General features: G+C 45.6%; 16 protein-coding genes. 15 read left to right on the top strand and 1 reads right to left on the bottom strand.

What is annotated here, in order from left to right:
- The first annotated feature begins 283 nt into the window (after positions 1-283).
- The 10 genes from VSQ61_RS09145 (at position 284) to VSQ61_RS09100 (ending at position 11,996) form a co-directional block, all read left to right on the top strand.
- Positions 284-532, top strand: coding sequence for a hypothetical protein (locus tag VSQ61_RS09145; RefSeq protein ID WP_334344134.1), 249 nt, complete (start codon positions 284-286; stop codon positions 530-532).
- The gene (locus tag VSQ61_RS09140) at positions 516-1,358 is read left to right on the top strand and encodes a S66 family peptidase (RefSeq protein WP_334344133.1); all 843 of its coding nucleotides are present in this window, start codon (positions 516-518) and stop codon (positions 1,356-1,358) included. The genes VSQ61_RS09145 and VSQ61_RS09140 overlap by 17 nt, the downstream gene beginning before the upstream one ends.
- A 318-nt stretch (positions 1,359-1,676) precedes the next feature.
- Entirely contained in the window at positions 1,677-2,111 is a 435-nt protein-coding gene (locus VSQ61_RS09135; RefSeq protein WP_334344132.1) for a MarR family winged helix-turn-helix transcriptional regulator, read from the top strand.
- A gap of 175 nt (positions 2,112-2,286) precedes the next feature.
- On the top strand, positions 2,287-4,032 hold the full coding sequence (locus tag VSQ61_RS09130) for an ABC transporter ATP-binding protein (protein WP_334344131.1): 1,746 nt from the start codon (positions 2,287-2,289) through the stop codon (positions 4,030-4,032).
- The gene (locus VSQ61_RS09125) at positions 4,019-5,941 is read left to right on the top strand and encodes an ABC transporter ATP-binding protein (RefSeq protein WP_334344129.1); all 1,923 of its coding nucleotides are present in this window, start codon (positions 4,019-4,021) and stop codon (positions 5,939-5,941) included. Before VSQ61_RS09130 ends, VSQ61_RS09125 begins: the two co-directional genes overlap by 14 nt.
- 216 nt (positions 5,942-6,157) lie before the next feature.
- Positions 6,158-6,541 carry a hypothetical protein gene (locus VSQ61_RS09120; RefSeq protein ID WP_334344128.1) on the top strand — a complete coding sequence of 128 codons (384 nt, stop codon included), beginning with the start codon at positions 6,158-6,160 and terminating at the stop codon, positions 6,539-6,541.
- 455 nt (positions 6,542-6,996) lie between these two features.
- Complete coding sequence (gene asnS / locus VSQ61_RS09115; protein ID WP_334344127.1) at positions 6,997-8,388, top strand: asparagine--tRNA ligase; 1,392 nt, start codon at positions 6,997-6,999, stop codon at positions 8,386-8,388.
- A gap of 129 nt (positions 8,389-8,517) precedes the next feature.
- Positions 8,518-9,837, top strand: coding sequence for a VWA-like domain-containing protein (locus tag VSQ61_RS09110; protein ID WP_334344126.1), 1,320 nt, complete (start codon positions 8,518-8,520; stop codon positions 9,835-9,837).
- A 67-nt stretch (positions 9,838-9,904) separates the two neighbouring features.
- A complete protein-coding gene (locus tag VSQ61_RS09105) occupies positions 9,905-11,407 on the top strand; it encodes an ATP-binding protein (RefSeq protein ID WP_334344125.1) in 1,503 nt (500 codons plus the stop codon).
- 235 nt (positions 11,408-11,642) lie between these two features.
- Complete coding sequence (locus VSQ61_RS09100; RefSeq protein WP_334344124.1) at positions 11,643-11,996, top strand: metal-sensing transcriptional repressor; 354 nt, start codon at positions 11,643-11,645, stop codon at positions 11,994-11,996.
- Between the two features lie 148 nt (positions 11,997-12,144).
- Here VSQ61_RS09100 and VSQ61_RS09095 read toward each other — a convergent pair whose 3' ends face one another.
- Entirely contained in the window at positions 12,145-13,413 is a 1,269-nt protein-coding gene (locus tag VSQ61_RS09095; RefSeq protein WP_334344123.1) for a peptidoglycan-binding protein, read from the bottom strand.
- Positions 13,414-13,577: 164 nt separating this feature from the next.
- Between VSQ61_RS09095 and hisA the strand changes: the two genes are divergently transcribed.
- The 5 genes from hisA (at position 13,578) to VSQ61_RS09070 (ending at position 19,635) form a co-directional block, all read left to right on the top strand.
- A complete protein-coding gene (gene hisA, locus VSQ61_RS09090; RefSeq protein WP_334344122.1) occupies positions 13,578-14,348 on the top strand; it encodes a phosphoribosylformimino-5-aminoimidazole carboxamide ribotide isomerase in 771 nt (256 codons plus the stop codon).
- A gap of 61 nt (positions 14,349-14,409) precedes the next feature.
- The gene (hpf, locus tag VSQ61_RS09085) at positions 14,410-14,934 is read left to right on the top strand and encodes a ribosome hibernation-promoting factor, HPF/YfiA family (protein ID WP_334344121.1); all 525 of its coding nucleotides are present in this window, start codon (positions 14,410-14,412) and stop codon (positions 14,932-14,934) included.
- Between the two features lie 80 nt (positions 14,935-15,014).
- Positions 15,015-16,667 (top strand): DUF6020 family protein, encoded by a 1,653-nt coding sequence (locus VSQ61_RS09080; protein WP_334344120.1) that lies wholly within the window; start codon positions 15,015-15,017, stop codon positions 16,665-16,667.
- Positions 16,668-16,740: 73 nt separating this feature from the next.
- Complete coding sequence (gene secA / locus VSQ61_RS09075) at positions 16,741-19,305, top strand: preprotein translocase subunit SecA (protein WP_334344119.1); 2,565 nt, start codon at positions 16,741-16,743, stop codon at positions 19,303-19,305.
- 93 nt (positions 19,306-19,398) lie between these two features.
- Positions 19,399-19,635: an alpha/beta-type small acid-soluble spore protein gene (locus VSQ61_RS09070; protein WP_334344118.1), complete on the top strand. Its 237-nt coding sequence runs from the start codon at positions 19,399-19,401 to the stop codon at positions 19,633-19,635.
- Positions 19,636-19,701 lie beyond the last annotated feature (66 nt).

The raw sequence follows: 19,701 nt of genomic DNA, 5'->3' as shown, positions 1-19,701 counted from the left end.
ATAGATTTTGCGCTAAATAAATATTTCCATTTTATTAAATATACAAAGCAATGATGGGGTATAAAGTTAAGCCACAAAAAGTGATTCCGGCGTTTACGCCAAAGCTTTTGGGAATTCATATGGATGTGAGAATGCAAGAACTGGGAGAGGATGCAGGAGACAAGGAATAAATTTTAAATATAAATGACTTAGAGCTGCATTTAGGAAAATTTCGAATTTCGGAAAAGATGCAAGTTTTCCTAGACATAATCATTTCTATCAGACTAAAATATATAATAAATATATGAATAGCAAGGAGAATGATTCTTCCAAGCTTCCAAATCTCTATGTATTGACAATCACAAATTATGATATTTTGGGGCAAGGCGGCATGATATATACGAATCAAAATCAATATGTGGAGGTTCCGGAAATAGAATATGATGATGGAGTATGCTTTGTCTATTTCTATAAAGGGGAACTAAGAGGAATTCCGGAAACAGATAGAAACAACGTTTTAGAGGGGAGTATCCACAATGAAAAAAGGAAGTAAAATTGCAATCGTAGGCTGCTCCAATGGTCAGCCGCAGAAAAATCATGAAAAACTGGAAAAACTATACAGCACTCTGTCAGAACTCGGCTTAACACCAGTATTTGGAGACTGCATCTATGAAAAGGAATCCGTCTTTAGCGGCACAGGAAAGGAACGGGCCGAGGTTCTGATGAACTTTTATCGAGACAAGGAAATCCAAGCGATTTTTGATATCTCAGGGGGAGATATTGCCAATGAGATTTTACCCTATCTGGACTATGAGCAGATAGCTGAAAGTGATGCGGTATTCTGGGGATACAGCGATTTGACAACCATAATCAACGCAATATTTTCCAAGACGGGCAAAAAGTCCGTGCTCTATCAGGTGAGGAACCTTATCTCAAAAGATGCCCCAGAGCAAATTGCAGATTTCTCAGCCACTTTTTTTCGGGGGACAGGGGACTTATTTTCATTCCAATATGAGATGATACAAAAAGAGTCCATGCAGGGCATCGTAGTGGGGGGAAATATTCGCTGTCTTCTGAAGCTTGCCGGTACGGCATACTGGCCGGACATGAATGGAAAAATATTGCTGCTGGAAAGTCTTGGAGGTCTGGTTCCCCAGATGACAGCATATTTAAATCAGTTAAAGCAGATAGGCGTATTTGAACAGATAAACGGAATCCTGATGGGAACCTTTACAAAGATGGAAGAGGAAGATGCTGCCCCATCCATGACTGAACTGGTTAAGCGATACGCCGGAAGAGAGCTGCCTATTGCGAAGACTGAGAAAATCGGACATGGAACGAATGCCAAAGGAATTGTGATTGGACAGGAAATAGAATAAAAAAGAAAAAGCAAACATACTTTTAATAGCAGCCCAGCATTCTATTTTAAATGTATCGCATAGAGCAGAATCAGATGAATTTCACAAAATTTTCATATTTCTTTTATTGACATTCCGGCATAGGAGTATTAATATATAGCGTGATATATATCCAATATATATCACGCTATATATTTTTGCGTTCCTACACACATATATAAAATATACGGCTTAGCTCCACAACACTCGTAATGTGATCCATGCACTTTGAGAGTGGAATTTGCAGCAAACAAGCCGGATATTTTATAGTGATTTCCCAGCAAGGAGGTGGCAGGCAAGGTGCAGCGGGAAATGATAGTAATCAATAAGCAGCTGAAGATGATTCACAATGCCTTTGAGGAAAGAAGAAATCGTCATCTGCTCAAGTACAACCTGACCTCTTCCCAGATGGAAGTCATATTTTATCTGAGGTTTCATGAAGAGGAGAAGATTCATCAGCGTGAGATTGAAAAATGGTTTCGCCTGAAGAATCCAACGGTGACGGGAATCCTAAATCGTCTGGAGGAAAAGGATTTTATTGTACGAAAGACAAGTGAAAGTGACAAGCGGTTCCGGGTAATTGAACTGACAGAAAAAAGCCGTTGTATGATGCAGGAAATATATGAGGAAATGTGGCAGATGGATGATCGCATCTATAGCTGCATGACAGAGGAGGAACGAAAGCTGCTTTCCGATCTGCTGGAACGGATCCTGAACAGCATAACGGAATTGTGATTTGAAAACCGATTTCGGGTAAATCCGGATGTATGGGAAAATACTGCGGAACTGCAATAGACAGCAGTATCTGTTATGGAACTTTAAAAGTCCGGCCAAGAAATGTTAAGTGTTTAAAAGAAATATTCTCTGCTGGACGGTAAAGCTGCGTAGCAACTTAAAAAAGGAGGATTGTATGCTAAAGACATTAAAAACATACATTGGCGAATATAAAAAGATTGCAATCTCTGCTCCTGTTTTCATTGTGGGGGAAGTTATTTTGGAAATGATAATTCCCCTTTTGATGGCAGCCATCATTGACGACGGCCTTGGAGCAGGAAATATGAGTTATGTGGTAAAGGTAGGACTGATTATGCTGGCGGCATCCTTTGCGTCCCTTTTTTGCGGAGCGATGGCGGCAAAGCAGGCATCCATTGCCTCTACCGGCTTTGCAAAGAATTTGAGAGAGGCCATGTACGGGCGGATACAGGAATTTTCTTTTTCCAATATTGACCGTTTTTCCACGGCCGGCCTTGTTACAAGGCTGACTACAGACGTAACCAATGTGCAGAATGCATTTCAAATGATTATGCGTATGTTCACAAGAGCGCCCATTACGCTGATTACGGCTATGACCATGTCCTTTCTCATCAATGCCCGTCTGGCGTTGGTATTCCTGGGAGCGCTGGTATTTTTAGGCTGTGTGATTTTCTTTTTGATGGGAAAGGTAGGTCCTTATTTCCGGGAGATGTTTGAGAAATACGATGGTCTTAATGCCAGTGTTCAGGAAAATCTTACAGGCATTCGGGTAGTAAAGGCATATGTCCGTGAGGAGCATGAGACAGAAAAGTTTAAAAAGGCTTCCTATGCTCTGTATCTCTGCGCCGTCCGTGCGGAGAAAGTGATGGTAAGTATGATGCCCATTATGCAGTTTACGGTGTATACCTGTATTATTCTGCTTTCCTGGCTGGGGGCTAAGACCATTGTGGTGGGCGGCATGACCACCGGAAATCTCATGAGTATGTTCAGCTACACCATGAACATTTTGATGAGTCTGATGATGATCGCTATGGTTACGGTTATGATATCCATGGCAAAATCCTCTGCCGAGCGTATTTGCGGTGTGTTGGAGGAAAAGAGTGATTTGACAAGCAAATCCAAATTTACGGCGGAAAAAGAGGTAAAGGATGGCTCCATTGCCTTTGAAGATGTGTGCTTCAGCTATCATGGAGATAAAGAGAACCTGCATCTGTCCCATGTGAATCTTAAGATTCAGTCCGGTGAAACCATCGGAATCTTAGGAGGTACCGGAAGCGCCAAGTCTACGTTGGTGCAGCTCATTCCCAGACTTTATGATGTGACAAGCGGATCGGTGAAAGTGGGCGGCGTGGATGTGCGGGAGTATGATTTGGAAGCACTGCGCAATGAGGTATCCATGGTACTTCAGAAAAATGTACTGTTTTCCGGAACCATTAAGGAGAATCTGCGCTGGGGCGATAAAAATGCTTCGGATGAGGAACTGGAACATGTCTGTCGGCTGGCCTGCGCCCACGAATTTATTGAGAAGTTTCCGAAGCAGTATGATACTTATATAGAGCAGGGCGGAACTAATGTGTCCGGGGGACAGAAACAGCGACTCTGTATTGCCAGAGCCCTCCTGAAAAAGCCAAAGATATTGATTCTGGACGATTCCACCAGTGCGGTGGACACGCATACGGACGCTATGATTCGAAAGGCATTTCGGGAAGAGATTCCGGATACCACCAAGCTTATCATTGCGCAAAGAGTATCCTCCGTGCAGGATGCGGATAAGATTATTGTATTGAATGACGGGCAGATTGACGGAATCGGAACACATGAAGAGCTGTTGGCGAACAATGCCATTTACCGTGAGGTATACGAATCTCAGCAGAAAGGGGGCGACATGGATGAGCAGCAATAATAAGCCAAGAGGCCCTATGGGGCGTGGAAGAGGAATGAGAAAAGGCCCTAAGGCCAAGAATCCAGGGCGCACTTTAAAGCGTTTGTTTGATTTGGTGGTAAAGGCATATCCCGTTCATTGTATCTTTGTAGTTATCGGGATTGTAGTGGGTGTGCTGGCCAATGTTCGTGGAAATCTGTTTTTGCAGACTCTTATAGACAGTTATATCACGCCCATGATTGGAGCGGACACACCGGATTTTACGCCTCTTTTAAAGGCTCTCGGTATGATGGCGCTGATCTATCTGACAGGAGCGGCATCCACCTATCTCTATAACCGTTTGATGATAACCGTGGCTCAGGGAAGCCTGACAAAGATCCGGGATCAGCTGTTTGAGCATATGGAGACTTTGTCTATTCCTTATTTTGATACCCATTCTCATGGGGATATTATGAGTATCTATACCAATGACACGGATACTCTCCGCCAGTTGATTAGCCAGAGTATTCCTCAGCTATTGTCCTCCACGATTACCATTGTAAGCGTTTTCGTGTCTATGCTGACGTTAAGTCCTCATCTGACGCTTTTGGTGGTGCTTATGATTGTCATTATGACACAGGTAATTAAGCGGATCGGCGGAAAGTCCGGCACTTATTTCATGGCGCAGCAAAAGGATCTGGGAGCCCTGAACGGCTATATAGAGGAAATGATGGAGGGGCAGAAAGTAGTAAAGGTTTTCTGCCATGAGGAAGAGGCCAAAAAGAAATTTAAGGAATTAAATGATCAGCTCTTTGACAGTGCCAGCAATGCCAATATCTATGCCAGCATTTTGATGCCCATTATGGCTAATATCGGAAATATCAGCTATGTGCTTACCACAATGGTAGGAGCGCTTCTGGCAATCGGCGGCGTGGGAGGTCTGACGCTGGGAGGTCTGGCATCTTTTCTGCAGCTTAACCGAAGCTTTACACATCCCATTACCCAGGTGGCCCAGCAGTTTAATTCTATTATTATGGCTTTGGCCGGTGCGGAACGTATCTTTGAACTGATGGATGAGCCCTCCGAACAGGATAACGGATATGTTACGCTGGTAAATGCCCGCTATGAGAACGGGGAACTTGTTGAGGTTCCCGAGCGCACGGGTATATGGGCCTGGAAGCATCCTCACCATGACGGAACCCTGACTTATACGGAGGTAAAGGGCGATGTGGTTATGGACGGGGTAGATTTTGGCTATACGGAGGAGAAGATAGTCCTTCATGATATTAAGCTGTTTGCAAAGCCCGGACAGAAGGTGGCTTTTGTAGGAGCTACAGGAGCGGGAAAAACAACCATTACGAACCTGATCAATCGATTTTATGATATTCAGGACGGTAAAATCCGCTATGATGGAATCAATATTAATAAAATAAAGAAGTCCGATCTGCGCCGCTCGCTGGGAATGGTGCTTCAGGACAGTCACCTGTTTACAGGAACCGTAGCGGATAATATTCGATATGGAAAGCTGGATGCTACGGACGTTGAGGTAAAGGGTGCGGCTATGTTGGCCGGAGCGGATACCTTTATACGTCATCTGCCCCAGGGCTACAACACCATGCTTTCCGGTGACGGCTCCAATCTCTCGCAGGGACAGCGTCAGCTTCTGACCATTGCCAGGGCCGCCATTGCGGATCCGCCGGTATTGATCTTGGATGAAGCGACCTCCAGTATTGATACAAGAACGGAGACGATTGTACAAAGAGGTATGGACAGTCTGATGACGGGCAGGACGGTATTTGTCATTGCTCACAGGCTTTCCACCGTGCAGAATTCCGATGTTATTATGGTGCTGGAGCAGGGGCGGATCATTGAGCGGGGTAATCATGATGATCTCATTGCGGAGAGAGGAAAATATTATCAGCTTTATACAGGTGCTTTTGAATTGTCTTAGGAAAATATATGGACCACGGGGAAATTGGACCGAGTACAGATTTTGGTATCGGGAAAATCCGGGAATTATTATTTAAAGAAGAAATTGGAAAAAACGGAATTAAATAGAGATATTGACTTCGATTTGTTTTTGCCAAAACATTTTCTGTTATCCCTGAATAAAAGTCATCGAAATGGCTCATAATGGTAGCAAAGAGCAAGAAAGGAGACTTTTATTATGAAAATGTTCAGAAAGTTCACAGTCGGGGCGCTGCTTCTGGTATTAATTATGGCAGTTGCCGCATGTGGAAATTCCGACAACAATGCTGCGGATACACCAGGCAGCAATACCACAAATAACGGAACCACAAATAATGGTACAACGAATGGAACCGGTGGCGGAACGACTACAGATGGAACCAATGGCACTACCAATGGTACGACAAATGACGGTACAATGAATAATGGTACGGATGGTAACGGAGCTGTTGACGATCTGGGAGAAGACATTGTGGATGGTGTGGATGATGTTGTGAACGGCGCTGAGGACATGGTGGATGATGTTACCGGCGCTGGCGATACTACCACAAATGGAACGAATGGTACTACAACAAATCAGTAGTAAATAAAATGGATTGTTCTGGCGGGAGGCGTGGGCTTTCCGCTAGATGTTTTTTAGAGTGGACGAGTCAGCCGCAAAATAAGCCGTCAGATTTTTGCATATCAATGTTCGGACGGTTCACGTACACTCCGTCTGCTCTGAACGAACATTGTCCGGATAAGGAATTTATTACGGCAAGTTTCTTGGACAATGTACGTTCATATCATACGGACCGTTCGTGAACAGCCGGACACTCGATATTGGAAAAACCTGACAGCTTATTTTGCGGCTGACCCTGGTATTGGGAGCTCAAGGTATGCCAGTGAGGTATAAGGTAGTTCTTTTTATTTTAGAAAATTACATAAATGCCAGGTTGCAGGTGGTAAAAAAATGAGTTATACTATCGTAAATGGCAAAAAATGCAAGTGGTTTTATGGCAGTGCATGATAAAAATATGATACAGAGGGGAAAAGGATATGAATTTTATTACGGTAAAAGAGCTGTATAAGGACAGTGAGAAATACCTGGATCAGACTGTTGAAGCTGTGGGCTGGGTGAGGAGTAACCGGAGCTCTAAGGCGTTTGGCTTTTTGGTGATTAATGACGGGACTTATTTTAATACGCTGCAGGCAGTGTATCATGATACCATGGAGAATTTCGGGGAGATCTCTAAGCTGAATGTGGGAACGGCGGTGATTGTAAAAGGAACTTTAGTTGCCACACCGGAGGCAAAGCAGCCGTTTGAGATTCAGGCGGATACGGTGGTCGTGGAGGGAGATTCTGCGCCGGATTATCCCCTGCAGAAGAAACGCCATTCTTTTGAGTTTCTGCGCACGATTTCACATCTGCGGCCCAGGACGAATACCTTTCAGGCTGTGTTTCGGGTGAGATCTTTGATTGCTTATGCCATTCATCGGTTTTTCCAGGAGCAGGGCTTTGTGTATGTGCATACGCCGCTCATTACAGGAAGCGACTGCGAGGGTGCAGGGGAGATGTTCCGGGTGTCTACGCTTGATCCAAAGAATCCGCCTTTGACGGAGGACGGGGATGTGGATTACAGTCATGATTTCTTTGGTAAGGAGACGAATTTGACGGTTAGCGGTCAGTTGAACTGTGAGACTTTTGCCTGTGCTTTCCGGAATGTTTATACCTTTGGACCGACGTTCCGGGCAGAGAATTCCAATACCACCCGGCATGCGGCGGAGTTCTGGATGATTGAGCCGGAGATGGCTTTTGCGGATCTGAATGACAATATGGAGATTGCGGAGGCTATGCTGAAGTATGTGATTCAGTATGTGCTGGAGGAAGCCCCGGAGGAAATGAATTTCTTTAATCAGTTTGTGGATAAGGGCTTGCTGGATCGGCTGAAAGGTGTGCTGAATTCGGAGTTTGGCCATGTGACTTACACGGAGGCTATTGAGATTCTGGAGAAGAATAACGATAAGTTTGACTATAAGGTAAGCTGGGGCTGCGATTTGCAGACGGAGCATGAGCGTTATTTGACGGAGGAGGTCTTTAAGCGTCCCCTCTTTGTGACGGATTATCCGAAGGAGATCAAGGCTTTCTACATGAAGCTCAATGAGGACGGCAAGACGGTGGCGGCTATGGACTGCCTGGTTCCCGGAATCGGAGAGATCATTGGCGGAAGCCAGAGAGAGGATAATTATGAGAAGCTGCTTAATAGGATGCAGGAGCTGGGGCTTAAGGAAGAGGACTATGGATTCTATCTGGATCTGCGGAAATATGGTTCTGTGCGTCATTCCGGATTTGGCCTTGGATTTGAGAGGTGCGTCATGTATCTTACGGGCATGGCAAATATTCGGGATGTGGTTCCGTTCCCCAGGACGGTAAATAACTGCGAATTATAAAATGCTGTTGAGCTGCTGCAAGGTAGGAAGGTGGACTTTCCATATCGTTGCGGCAGCTTTTTGTTTTGATGTTTTAAAAAAAGAGATTTTATGAGAGGAAGCTTTTGGGAATTCTATTGAGATGGTCCTATGGCAGTTTCAGACATTGGGAAGATAAATGGGGAAGTAATGGAAGAATTAAAAGAGGAAACGTTTCAAACGGAATATGAAATTATTGACCTGATACGAATGCGGCTGTATCAGCATCGGCATGGGCTGGCGGCTGTCCTGGGGGCGGTTGAGATTCGTGTTTCTTATAAAGATGGCATGTTTGAGACGGATGGAAAGAGATTGTATCTGGATGCGGCTCGGCTTCGACAGCGGTTTTTGGAGGGAAGTGACAGACTGTGCCTGGATATTTTACATATGCTGTGTCACTGCCTTTTGGGACATTTGTTTGTCAGGGAACGTAAAGTAAGAGACGAAAAGTCAGGTGGAGAGACAGATACGGAACTGGATCTGGAAGCCTGGAAGCTGGCAGAGCAGATCTGGGGAGCGTTTCTTCCTTTTCTAAAGGCAGCAGATATGGAGGAATGTAAGAAGAGACAAACGGAAATCCTGCATGTGGACAGTCACGAAAATTGGATGCGAAAGACAGAGCAGGATCGCTTGAAGCTGGCCTTTGGAGATCAGGGAGAAAGTGCGAATGGAAGAGACAGCATGTCAGAGAAGTCTTCCCAGGAACTTTTAGATTGGTGGATGCGGCAGAGTGAGATTTTGAAACAGGAAATCAAGAAGAAAAAGCCAAAAGCAGGAATGTCGAAACAGAAACGGGTTAGCCGGCGGCTTATTTCAAGCTCCGGACACAGAGGGGATTACCGGACGGTGCTTCAGGGCTTTTCAGCTTTTCGGGAAGAGAGCGGCATAAATCAGGAGGAATTTCAATATTCCTGGTATCTGTATGGTTTGGAGAACTATGGAAATATGCCGCTGATCGAACCCCTGGAGTATCGGGAAGAGCGAAAGATAAGTGATTTGGTCATCGTAATTGATACGTCAGGCTCTTGTGAACAGGATTTGGTGCGTATTTTTCTGGAAGAGACCAAAGGGATTCTGGAGCAGGATCAGCTTTTCTTCCGTCAGTTCTGCCTTTATTTGATCCAGTGTGACAATCAGATTCAGAGGGATGATCGGATTGAAAACAGAGAGCAATTTGAGGAATATCTGGAGCATCTGGAGATTCAGGGAGGAGGCGGAACGGATTTCTGTCCGGCCTTTGAGCATATTGAAAGGCTTCGGAGGGAGGGAGAGCTTCGAGAACTTAAGGGAATGCTGTATTTTACGGATGGAACCGGCCTGTATCCCAAGAAAGAACCGGATTATGAGGTTTATTTTGTCATGCCGGAGGGCAGGTATGATGCGATTGACATGCCGGAGTGGATTCACCGTCTGATACTAAAAGCTGTGTGAAGAATTGGCGCATGATTATGATGACTTGTGTAATTGTGTACCGGAAGTCCAAAGGAGAATGAAACTTATGAATATTCAGGAAGCAAAAGAAGAAATAAAGAAGACAGTTTGGGCTTATACGTCCAGAACAGAGACAGGAACCTTTCACATTCCGGTAAAGCGCCAGCGTCCCGTATTGCTGATTGGGCCGCCAGGCATTGGCAAAACAGCCATTATGGAGCAGATTGCCAGAGAGTGTTCTCTTGGACTTGTATCTTATACGATGACCCATCATACCCGGCAGAGCGCTATCGGCCTTCCGGTGCTCCGGCAGCGGGAGTTTCAAGGAAAGGAATATACGGTAACAGCCTATACTATGAGTGAGATTATTGCCTCGGTTTATGAACAGATAGAGCAAAAGGGATGCCGGGAGGGGATTTTGTTTCTGGATGAGATCAATTGCGTATCCGAGACCCTGATGCCTGCCATGCTGCAATTTTTGCAGTATAAGACCTTTGGCAGCCACCATTTGCCTGATGGATGGGTTATTGTGGCAGCGGGAAATCCGGCTTCTTACAATCGTTCCGTGCGGGAATTTGATACGGTGACTCTGGATCGGGTAAAGTATATGGAAGTAGACCCAGATCTGGAGGTATGGAAGAAGTACGCCCTGGTTCGGGGACTTCATCCGGCGGTACTTTCTTTTCTTGAGCTGCGCCCGGAATGCTTTTATGTAATGGAAGCGGGACAAAGGGGCTTTGTGACAGGAAGAGGATGGGAGGATTTGTCTGAAATGCTGCTGACTCTGGAAAGTCTAAAGCTTGAAGTGGATGATATTTTGTTTGGACAATATCTGCAGGAGAAAGAGACAGCCCGTGCCTTTGCCTTTTATTATCGGCTTTATGAAAAATGGAATGGGCAGATACATCCGGAGCGCATTCTTCAAGGAAAATATTCAAAAGAATCGGAAAATCCGGAAAAGCTTCCAAAGCTTCCCTTTGATGAGCGCCTGTGTATTGTCTGGCTTTTGCTGCAGAGAATATATGGTATGGCAGAGCGCTTTCAAGAACAGGAGAAGCTGGCAAAAAGCCTGCAATATTTTACGGATGGATTGAAGCAGAAAGGCCCTATAAAGGGAGAGGACCTGGAGAAAGCCTGTATGGATGGCCTGGAGCGCAGAAAAAAGGGAATGCTGGTACAAAAGGACTGGGGTCTTTTGGCGCCGGAAGAAGAAGAGAGGGAGAAAAAGCTGGCTGAAGCAATACAAAGCTGTATGGAGCAGGCCAGACATACGGAGGGACTGCAGGCATTTCAAAGCAGGGTGGATATAGAAGAGGAAAAGAAAGAGGAGCAGCAAAAAGATCTGAAAGCGGGGCTGGAAAACGGGATCGAGTTTGTCCGCAAAACCTTTGGAGAGGGGCAGGAGCTGGTTATTTTGCTGACAGGGATTCTGGAGCATCCGCATACAGGGAAAGCAATGAGAGAAGAGCTTAAGGAAGAGTATCTGAAAGTTACAGCATTCTTAAATGCGGATTCGAAAGAAGAGGAATTACGGCGCCGCATTTCCGGAAAGGACAGTTGGAACGGATAATCAATGGGAATAAAAGTTTTAATCATACGGGTGTAATTTTAAGGATAGGACCGATAGAGAATATGACTTTGATGTGAAAACGTGAAATGATATCCCCATGGGGCGGATTGTCTTTCCTTTCTGCTTATGATACAATGTACCCATTGACAATAAGCAGAATGCAGGTTTCAAAAATGCCGCTGCAGATAAAAGATCTGCTTCATAACATCATTATAGAGAAAAGTGAGTGAAAAAAATGAGTGAAAAGCATACCCATATAGCAGAGGATGGAACCGTATATGAGCATGAACATGAACATGAGCATGGCTGCGTTCATGGGCATACCCACACCCATCAGAATACAAAGGCGGTTTTAAACCGCCTGTCCCGGGCTATCGGCCATATGGAATCCGTAAAACGCATGGTGGAGGAGGGCAGGGACTGCAGCGAGGTTCTGGTACAGCTTTCTGCGGTGAAAGCGGCCATCAACAATACGGCCAAAGTGATTTTGAAAGATCATATTGAGCATTGTTTGGTAGAAGCGGTGGAATGCGGGGATCATGAGTCCATTGAGGAACTGACGGAGGCTATTGATCGGTTTATGAAGTAGAACATTAAACATAAAAATTAGAAGCTTTAAATGGGAACAATGAAGAGAATGTTTAGCATGTAATAATCATGGGAAATAAAAGAATTGCGGCAGAAAAATCGGGACGAGTGGAAGGCTTCGTCCCGATCTTTGTATAAAGACACAAGCTTTAGGAAGTTAATTCCGCAATCCTGGATACACCTACAAATATTTCTGAGATTTTATACCAGGTAGGATAATCTACAATGCCGGTAGACGGAAGCCCGAAGATAGACTGGAAGATACGTACGGAATTCTCGGTGGCAGGGCCAAAGATTCCATCCTCGGCAATGACTGGCAGTGCCGGATAAGCCTGTGCGATTCGGTTTAGCTGCTCCTGCATCTGCAGGACCTTCTGCCCCCGGGAGCCAACTGTCAGATCAGAACCGGGCCAGGAATAGGGAACGCCGGAGATCTCTTCCGCAGTGTTGATATAAATACTGCTGCCATAATAATTTCGAAGGATCTCAATGGCGGAATAACCCTGTTCTCCCAGGTATTGGCTTCCCCACTGGCTCATCCAGTTGGGACAGGTGACACGCTGTCCGTCGCAGTACTGGGTTAGAATGGGCTGTTTTACGTTGGGTCTGGACAGATAATTCCCGAACATTTCGTCCACGATCTGAGAGATGTTTTCAAATATATTCCGGCCATTGATCCATTTGTGGTCAAAGGCGGTAGACGAAGTGATGGTGAAGTCGTATCCTTTGTTCCGATACCACTCTGTATAAACACGGTTCAGGGTAAAGGACATAATAGCAAGAACGTTAGCACGAATCGCCGCATCGCTCCAGGTTGCATAGATCTCGCTGGAGGCCACATTTTTGATATAGTCCTTATAACGGACCCAATAATTGGCAGCTGAACTGTCGGTGGGAACGCCGTCATGAACAACCACATATTCCGGCACGACTACCCGGCTTAGGACAATTTCACCGGTTTCATTTACCGGCTTAATCTCAGCTTCCGCAATCTTGGGAGGATAATCGCCGAAAAGGGTATGGGCCGGAATTACAAAGCGTTCATAATCTTCTCCCTCCTGACGGGGGCGCATTTGGATACTCTGCAGGGCAGTTACATTGGGTAAAATTTCGGCACCGGAAACTTCTACTGGCTCGTAACCAGGGGCGGTTACTTCGATGGTGTATTCGGAATAAGGCTGTTGTTCACTGGGTTCCACGCTGTATTCCAGGGGAGGTGCCGAAAGCTCCAGTTCTGCTGTCTGGCCGGAATCATTGGTGGTAACTTCCTCTAATTCTTTTTCTGGTTCTCCGGTATAGTAAATGGCTACCGTTGCCCCCGAAATAGGCGTTGCTCCAAGAGCTGATGTAACATTGATCTGCAGACGGCCTTTGTCGGTGTTTTCTGTCTGCATGGCTTTTATGGGATACTCGTACATAAAAATTCCTCGTAGCAGTTCTTTTTATAGCCTATGCAGGAACAGCTTTTCTGTTACTTGTGATTTCGGCGGAAATATAGTATAATGCCCATAATTTGTACGGCGGGAAACATGTTTTGGGATTCCGCTATGCACAGAAAACATGTGCAGGAAAGGAGTTTAATATGCGCTTTCGCCCATGTATTGACATTCACAACGGAAAAGTAAAACAGATTGTAGGCAAAAGCCTGGCAGATGAAAATGATTTCGCCCAAGAAAACTTTGTATCGGAGCAGGATGCTGCCTGGTATGCCAGGCTGTATCAAAAAGATGGACTGAAAGGCGGTCATATCATTCAATTGAACAGTGCGGATTCTGCTTATTATCAGACAACAAAGGATCAGGCCCTTGCCGCTCTTAAAGCTTATCCCGGCGGTCTTCAGGTGGGGGGCGGTATTACGGCGGAGAATGCGCAGGAATATCTGGATGCAGGAGCTTCCCACGTAATCGTAACGTCTTACGTCTTTCGAAATGGACAGGTTTATTATGAAAACCTGAAACGCATTTCGGATACGGTTGGAAAAGGCAAACTGGTATTGGATTTAAGCTGCCGGAAAAGGGATGAAGTATATTATATTGTTACGGATCGCTGGCAGAAGTTTACGGATGTGCAGGTGACAAAAGAACTTCTAACGGAGCTTTCCGGCTGGTGTGATGAGTTCCTGATTCATGCGGTAGATGTGGAGGGCCGGGCATCAGGAATTGAGGAAGAGCTTGCAGTTCTCTTGGGAGAATGGCAGGGAATTCCTGTTACCTATGCAGGAGGCGCAGGCAGTATGGAAGATGTGAGGAAATTAAAGGAGCTGGGGAGAGGACGCCTGGATGTGACCATCGGAAGTGCTCTTGACCTCTTTGGTGGTTGTATCCCTTATCAAAATGTGGTATACTTGGAATAAGATTCCTGATGCGAAGGATATGGTGTCAGAGGTCTGAGTATAGGGTAAAGGAGTTGATTATATGCGTTATATTATCAGCGGGAAAAACATCGAAGTAACAGAAGGTCTTCGGACGGCAATTACGGACAAGCTAGGAAAGCTAGAGCGCTATTTTACTCCGGACACGGAGGTTCATGTAACCTTAAGTGTTGAGAAAGAGAGACAAAAGATTGAAGTGACGATTCCTGTAAAGGGAACGGTGATCCGTTCCGAGCAGGTAAGCAATGATATGTATGTATCCATTGATCTGGTAGAAGAGGTAATTGAGCGTCAGCTTCGGAAGTATAAGAACAAGCTGGTGCAGAGAGAGCAGGGAGGCGGAAGCTTCCGTCAGGAATTTATTGAGCGTGAGGCGGAGGATGAGGAAGTAAAGATCATCCGCACCAAGATGTTTGACCGGAAGCCCATGTATCCGGAGGATGCCTGCATTCAGATGGAGATGCTGGGACACAGCTTCTACGTATTTGTAAATGCGGAGACGGATCAGGTGAATGTGGTATATAAGAGAAAAGGTAATACCTATGGGTTGTTGGAGCCGGAGGATTAAGTAAGAGAATGATATGGCGGCATGGCTGTTTCGGTCGTGCCGCCATATTTGTAAAAGTTTGCCACAGAAGGAGAATATTTATGTTGAGTAATATTGCAAAACTATGTGCAAAACGCCGACTTTTGTATTCCCTTATTTTGGGAGGCTTTGCCGGCCTTTTTTTGACCTTGGGTCGTGCCTGGGAATTTGGGGGAAGTCTTAAGTGGATGGGAATAGGAAGCCTGCTCCGTATTGTGGCCTACAGTGTGCTTTTTACAGCATTAAACTATGTACTTCTCTCAAAAATCACGATTCGGGAGAAAAATACTTTCAATAAGGAAGAAATTTTTTCAAGACGCTGGTTTTTCATATTCTGGCTGGGGATATTTCTATGCTGGATTCCGGTTTTTCTGGCTTATTATCCTACGATTTGGGCCTACGACGTCGGCGATCAGGTGCCTGTTATCCGGGGAAATGTGGTAACAAATCATCATCCCTTACTGCATACATTGTATCTTGAGACGGTTGTAAGGATAGGAAGTAAGCCTGGAGATTATGAGTTGGGAATGACTTTGCTTTCACTAACTCAGATGCTGGGGCTGTCCGGCATGTTTTCTTATGGAATTGAGTATACACGCAGATGGGGAAGCGGTAAATGGTGCCGGGCAATCCTTTTTTGTTTTTTTGCTTTTCTTCCGTTCAATTCCATCTTGTCCATAAGCATGACGAAGGATGTTTTGTTCTCGGGCTGCTGGATGGTTTGCAGCTTGAAGCTTTATGATATGATTGATAATCCGGAAATGTTTTTTCACTCAAAGAAAAAATTAATCTCCTTTGCTGCATTTCTTTGTATTATGCTGTCATTGCGTTCCAATGCAGTCTATGCATTTGTGGCGGCTGCAGTTCTGGGAATTTTTGTGTTGCAGAGAAACTGGCGTAAGCAATTTGCTCTGCTTTGCCTTGCAGGACTTTTTCTATATGGGGGCTTTCAAAGCTGCCTTTTTCATATTATGAAGGCAGAAAAGGGATATTCACAGGAGGCTTTCTGCATTCCTATGCAGTGTTTGGTGGGGACGGCCATTCGTCATCAAGAGTTGATCCCGGAATATGGGACAGGGCAATTGCTGATGGAGGTTATCCCAAGAGATTGGTTTACAGAAAATCTGGAGAGCAGTTATGATCCCCATCTGGTGGATCCGGTAAAAATGCGTTGGTGGTTGATTGGACGTGACGAGTTTGCCCCTGTTCATCTGATAAAGGTCTGGATTTCTTATGGAATGAAATATCCTGCAGATTATTTGGATATTTGGGGAACCCTTACATTGGGAGCCTGGTATCCCTTTGATGAGACCCATGCCCGCATTTATGATAATTATGAGCCGGAACGGCAAGGATATTTGCTGACGGATTATAGAAATGTACCAGAGATGGCAATGGAAAGGCCAGCCAGCAAATGGCCTGGATTAGAAAGGATATATGAGAAAGTTGCAACAGAGAATGTGCATCAAAGGATCCCGGTGATTTCTTTGCTGTTTGCGCCGGCAACTTACTGCTGGATTATGTTTTTTGCTCTTTTTTTGGCTTTGTATCAAAGAAGATATCAGGAATTGCTGCCGCTGGGAATGCTGTTTTTGTATTGGGGAACAGTGCTGCTGGGACCAACCGTCGTTGTTCGATACTTATATCCTGTAATGGTAACTATGCCGTTTATCCTTTGCAGGCTCACGATCCGGCGGTATCAGCCTATTGAATAATTTCTTTGTTAGTGTTACAATGTGACGATAGGGGTATGGAACCCGGAAAACGAAAAACAGGAGTTTAAGTTCGATGAGTATATTAACGAAAATGTTCGGAACCCACAGTGAGCGTGAGTTAAAGCTGATTTATCCGACAGTAGACAAGATAGAGGCCTTAAGGCCCGCTATGATGGAGTTGTCCGATGAGGAGCTTCGAGGGAAGACAAAGGAGTTCAAGGAGCGTTTGGCGGAGGGCCAGACACTGGATGATATTCTGGTAGAAGCATTTGCAGCTGTTCGGGAAGCAGCCAGGCGTGTTCTTGGGATGGAGCATTACCGGGTTCAGTTAATCGGAGGCATCATTCTGCATCAGGGCCGTATTGCCGAGATGAAGACCGGTGAAGGTAAAACTCTGGTATCCACCCTTCCGGCATATTTGAATGCACTGGAAGGAAAGGGCGTTCATATCGTAACCGTCAACGATTATCTGGCACATCGTGATGCTGAGTGGATGGGAAAGGTTCATGAAGCTCTTGGCCTTACAGTAGGTGTTGTGCTTAACAGCAATACCAACGATGAGCGCCGGGCAGCTTATAACTGTGATATTACCTATGTGACCAATAACGAGCTGGGCTTTGATTATCTTCGTGATAATATGGTCATTTACAAGGAGCAGCTGGTTCAGCGGGAGCTGCATTATGCAATTATCGACGAGGTGGATTCCGTACTCATTGACGAGGCCCGGACACCGCTTATTATATCCGGACAGAGCGGCAAGTCCACAAAGCTCTATGAGATCTGCGATGCGCTTGCTAAGACAATGAAGCGAGGCGAGGCCAGCGGAGAGTTTTCCAAGATGAATGCCATTATGGGCGAGGAGATTGAGGAGACCGGAGAATTTATTGTCAATGAAAAGGACAAGGTAGTGAATCTGACTGCTGACGGTGTTAAGAGAGTAGAGCAGTATTTCCATATTGAGAACCTGGCAGATCCGGAGAATCTGGAGATTCAGCACAATATTATCCTGGCTCTCAGAGCCAATTATCTGATGTTCCGGGATCAGGATTATGTGGTAAAGGACGATCAGGTCCTGATTGTAGATGAATTTACAGGCCGTATTATGCCGGGCCGCCGTTATTCTGACGGACTGCATCAGGCTATTGAGGCGAAAGAGCATGTGAAAGTAAAGCGCGAGAGCAAGACGCTGGCAAATATTACTTTCCAGAATTTCTTTAATAAATATGAGAAAAAAGCAGGTATGACCGGTACGGCGCTCACAGAGGAGAAGGAGTTCCGTGAGATTTACGGTATGGATGTTATTGAAATTCCTACCAACCGTCCCGTAGTCCGGCAGGATCTTCAGGATGCCGTGTATAAGACCCGGAAAGAGAAACTTTTTGCGGTGGTAAATGCCATTGAGGAAGCTCACAAGAAAGGCCAGCCGGTACTGGTGGGTACGATTACCATTGAGGCTTCCGAAGAATTGAGCGTGCTGCTGCGCAGGAGAGGCATTCCCCATGAGGTATTGAATGCAAAGTTCCATGAGCGTGAGGCAGAGATTGTGGCGCTGGCAGGCCGTCACGGAGCAGTGACCATTGCTACCAATATGGCAGGTCGTGGTACGGATATTAAGCTAGACGATGAGGCGAGAGAGGCCGGAGGTCTTCGGATCATCGGTACGGAGCGCCATGAATCCCGGCGTATAGATAATCAGCTTCGTGGACGTTCCGGACGTCAGGGAGATCCGGGCGTGTCCCGTTTTTATATCTCTCTGGAGGATGACTTGATGCGTCTCTTTGGTTCTGAGCGTCTGATGGGTATCTTCAATACTTTAGGCGTGCCGGAGAATGAAGAGATTGAGCATAAGATGCTTTCCGATGCCATTGAAAAAGCGCAGAAGAAGATTGAGAACAACAACTTTGGAATCCGTAAGAATCTTCTGGAATATGACCAGGTGATGAATGAGCAGCGTGAGATTATTTATGCGGAGCGCCGCCGGGTGCTGAATGGCGAGAGCATGCGTGATGCCATTTACAAGATGCTGACAGATACGGTGGAAAACACGGTAGATACCTTGATAGGCGATGATCAGGATACGGAAGAATGGGATCTGAAAGGATTAAATGAGATACTGCTGCCTGCGATTCCCCTAAAGCCTATTACACCGGAGCGTGTAAACGGAAAGAAGAAAAATGAGCTGAAGCATATGCTGAAAGAGGAAGCTGTCAAGCTGTATGAGCTGAAAGAGGCGGAATTCCCCAACTCAGAGATGCTTAGGGAGCTGGAGCGTGTATTCCTCTTAAAGGTGATTGACCGGAAGTGGATGGATCACATTGACGATATGGATCAGCTTCGTCAGGGCATTGGCCTGCAGGCATTTGCACAGAGAGATCCTCTGGTTGAGTATAAGCTAAGCGGCTATGAGATGTTCTCGGCCATGACCTCCAGTATCCAGGAGGAGACTGTGCGCATTCTTCTGCATGTACGGGTAGAGGAAAAGGCGGAGCGTGAGCAGGTAGCCAAGGTAACGGGAACCAACAAGGATACAAGCCTTGCCAAGGCGCCCAAGAAGCGTGAGAGCGAGAAGATTTATCCAAACGCTCCCTGCCCCTGCGGAAGCGGCAAGAAGTATAAGCAGTGCTGCGGCAGGAAATAAAAATCATTACAGCGATCACTAAAAATTGGAATAAGGATAAAGAAAATGGCCATACTCCTAATAAATGGAAATAGAAAGGGGTATGGTTATTTTATGTCTAAAGCAAAAAAAGTAGATTTGAAAAACCTGGAGCCGGAGGAGCAGTTAAAGTATGAGATTGCCGAGGAGCTGGGGCTTTTGGATAAGGTAGTAGCCGAAGGGTGGAAATCCCTTTCCGCCAAGGAGACCGGCCGCATCGGCGGCTTAATGACAAAGAAAAAGAAAGAAATGCAGGCAAAGCTTCAAAAGGAGGATGAAGAGAGGGAGCTTTTGATTGAGGAGCTTCTTTAAGAAATATTTATTGACATTGACAGCCGGATCTTATAGAACATGTGACTTTATATGATTTCGCTCTTG

This window comes from Candidatus Merdisoma sp. JLR.KK006 (assembly GCF_036941035.1).
Taxonomy (GTDB): domain Bacteria; phylum Bacillota; class Clostridia; order Lachnospirales; family Lachnospiraceae; genus Laedolimicola.
This window is presented reverse-complemented; position numbering and strand designations above follow the sequence as displayed.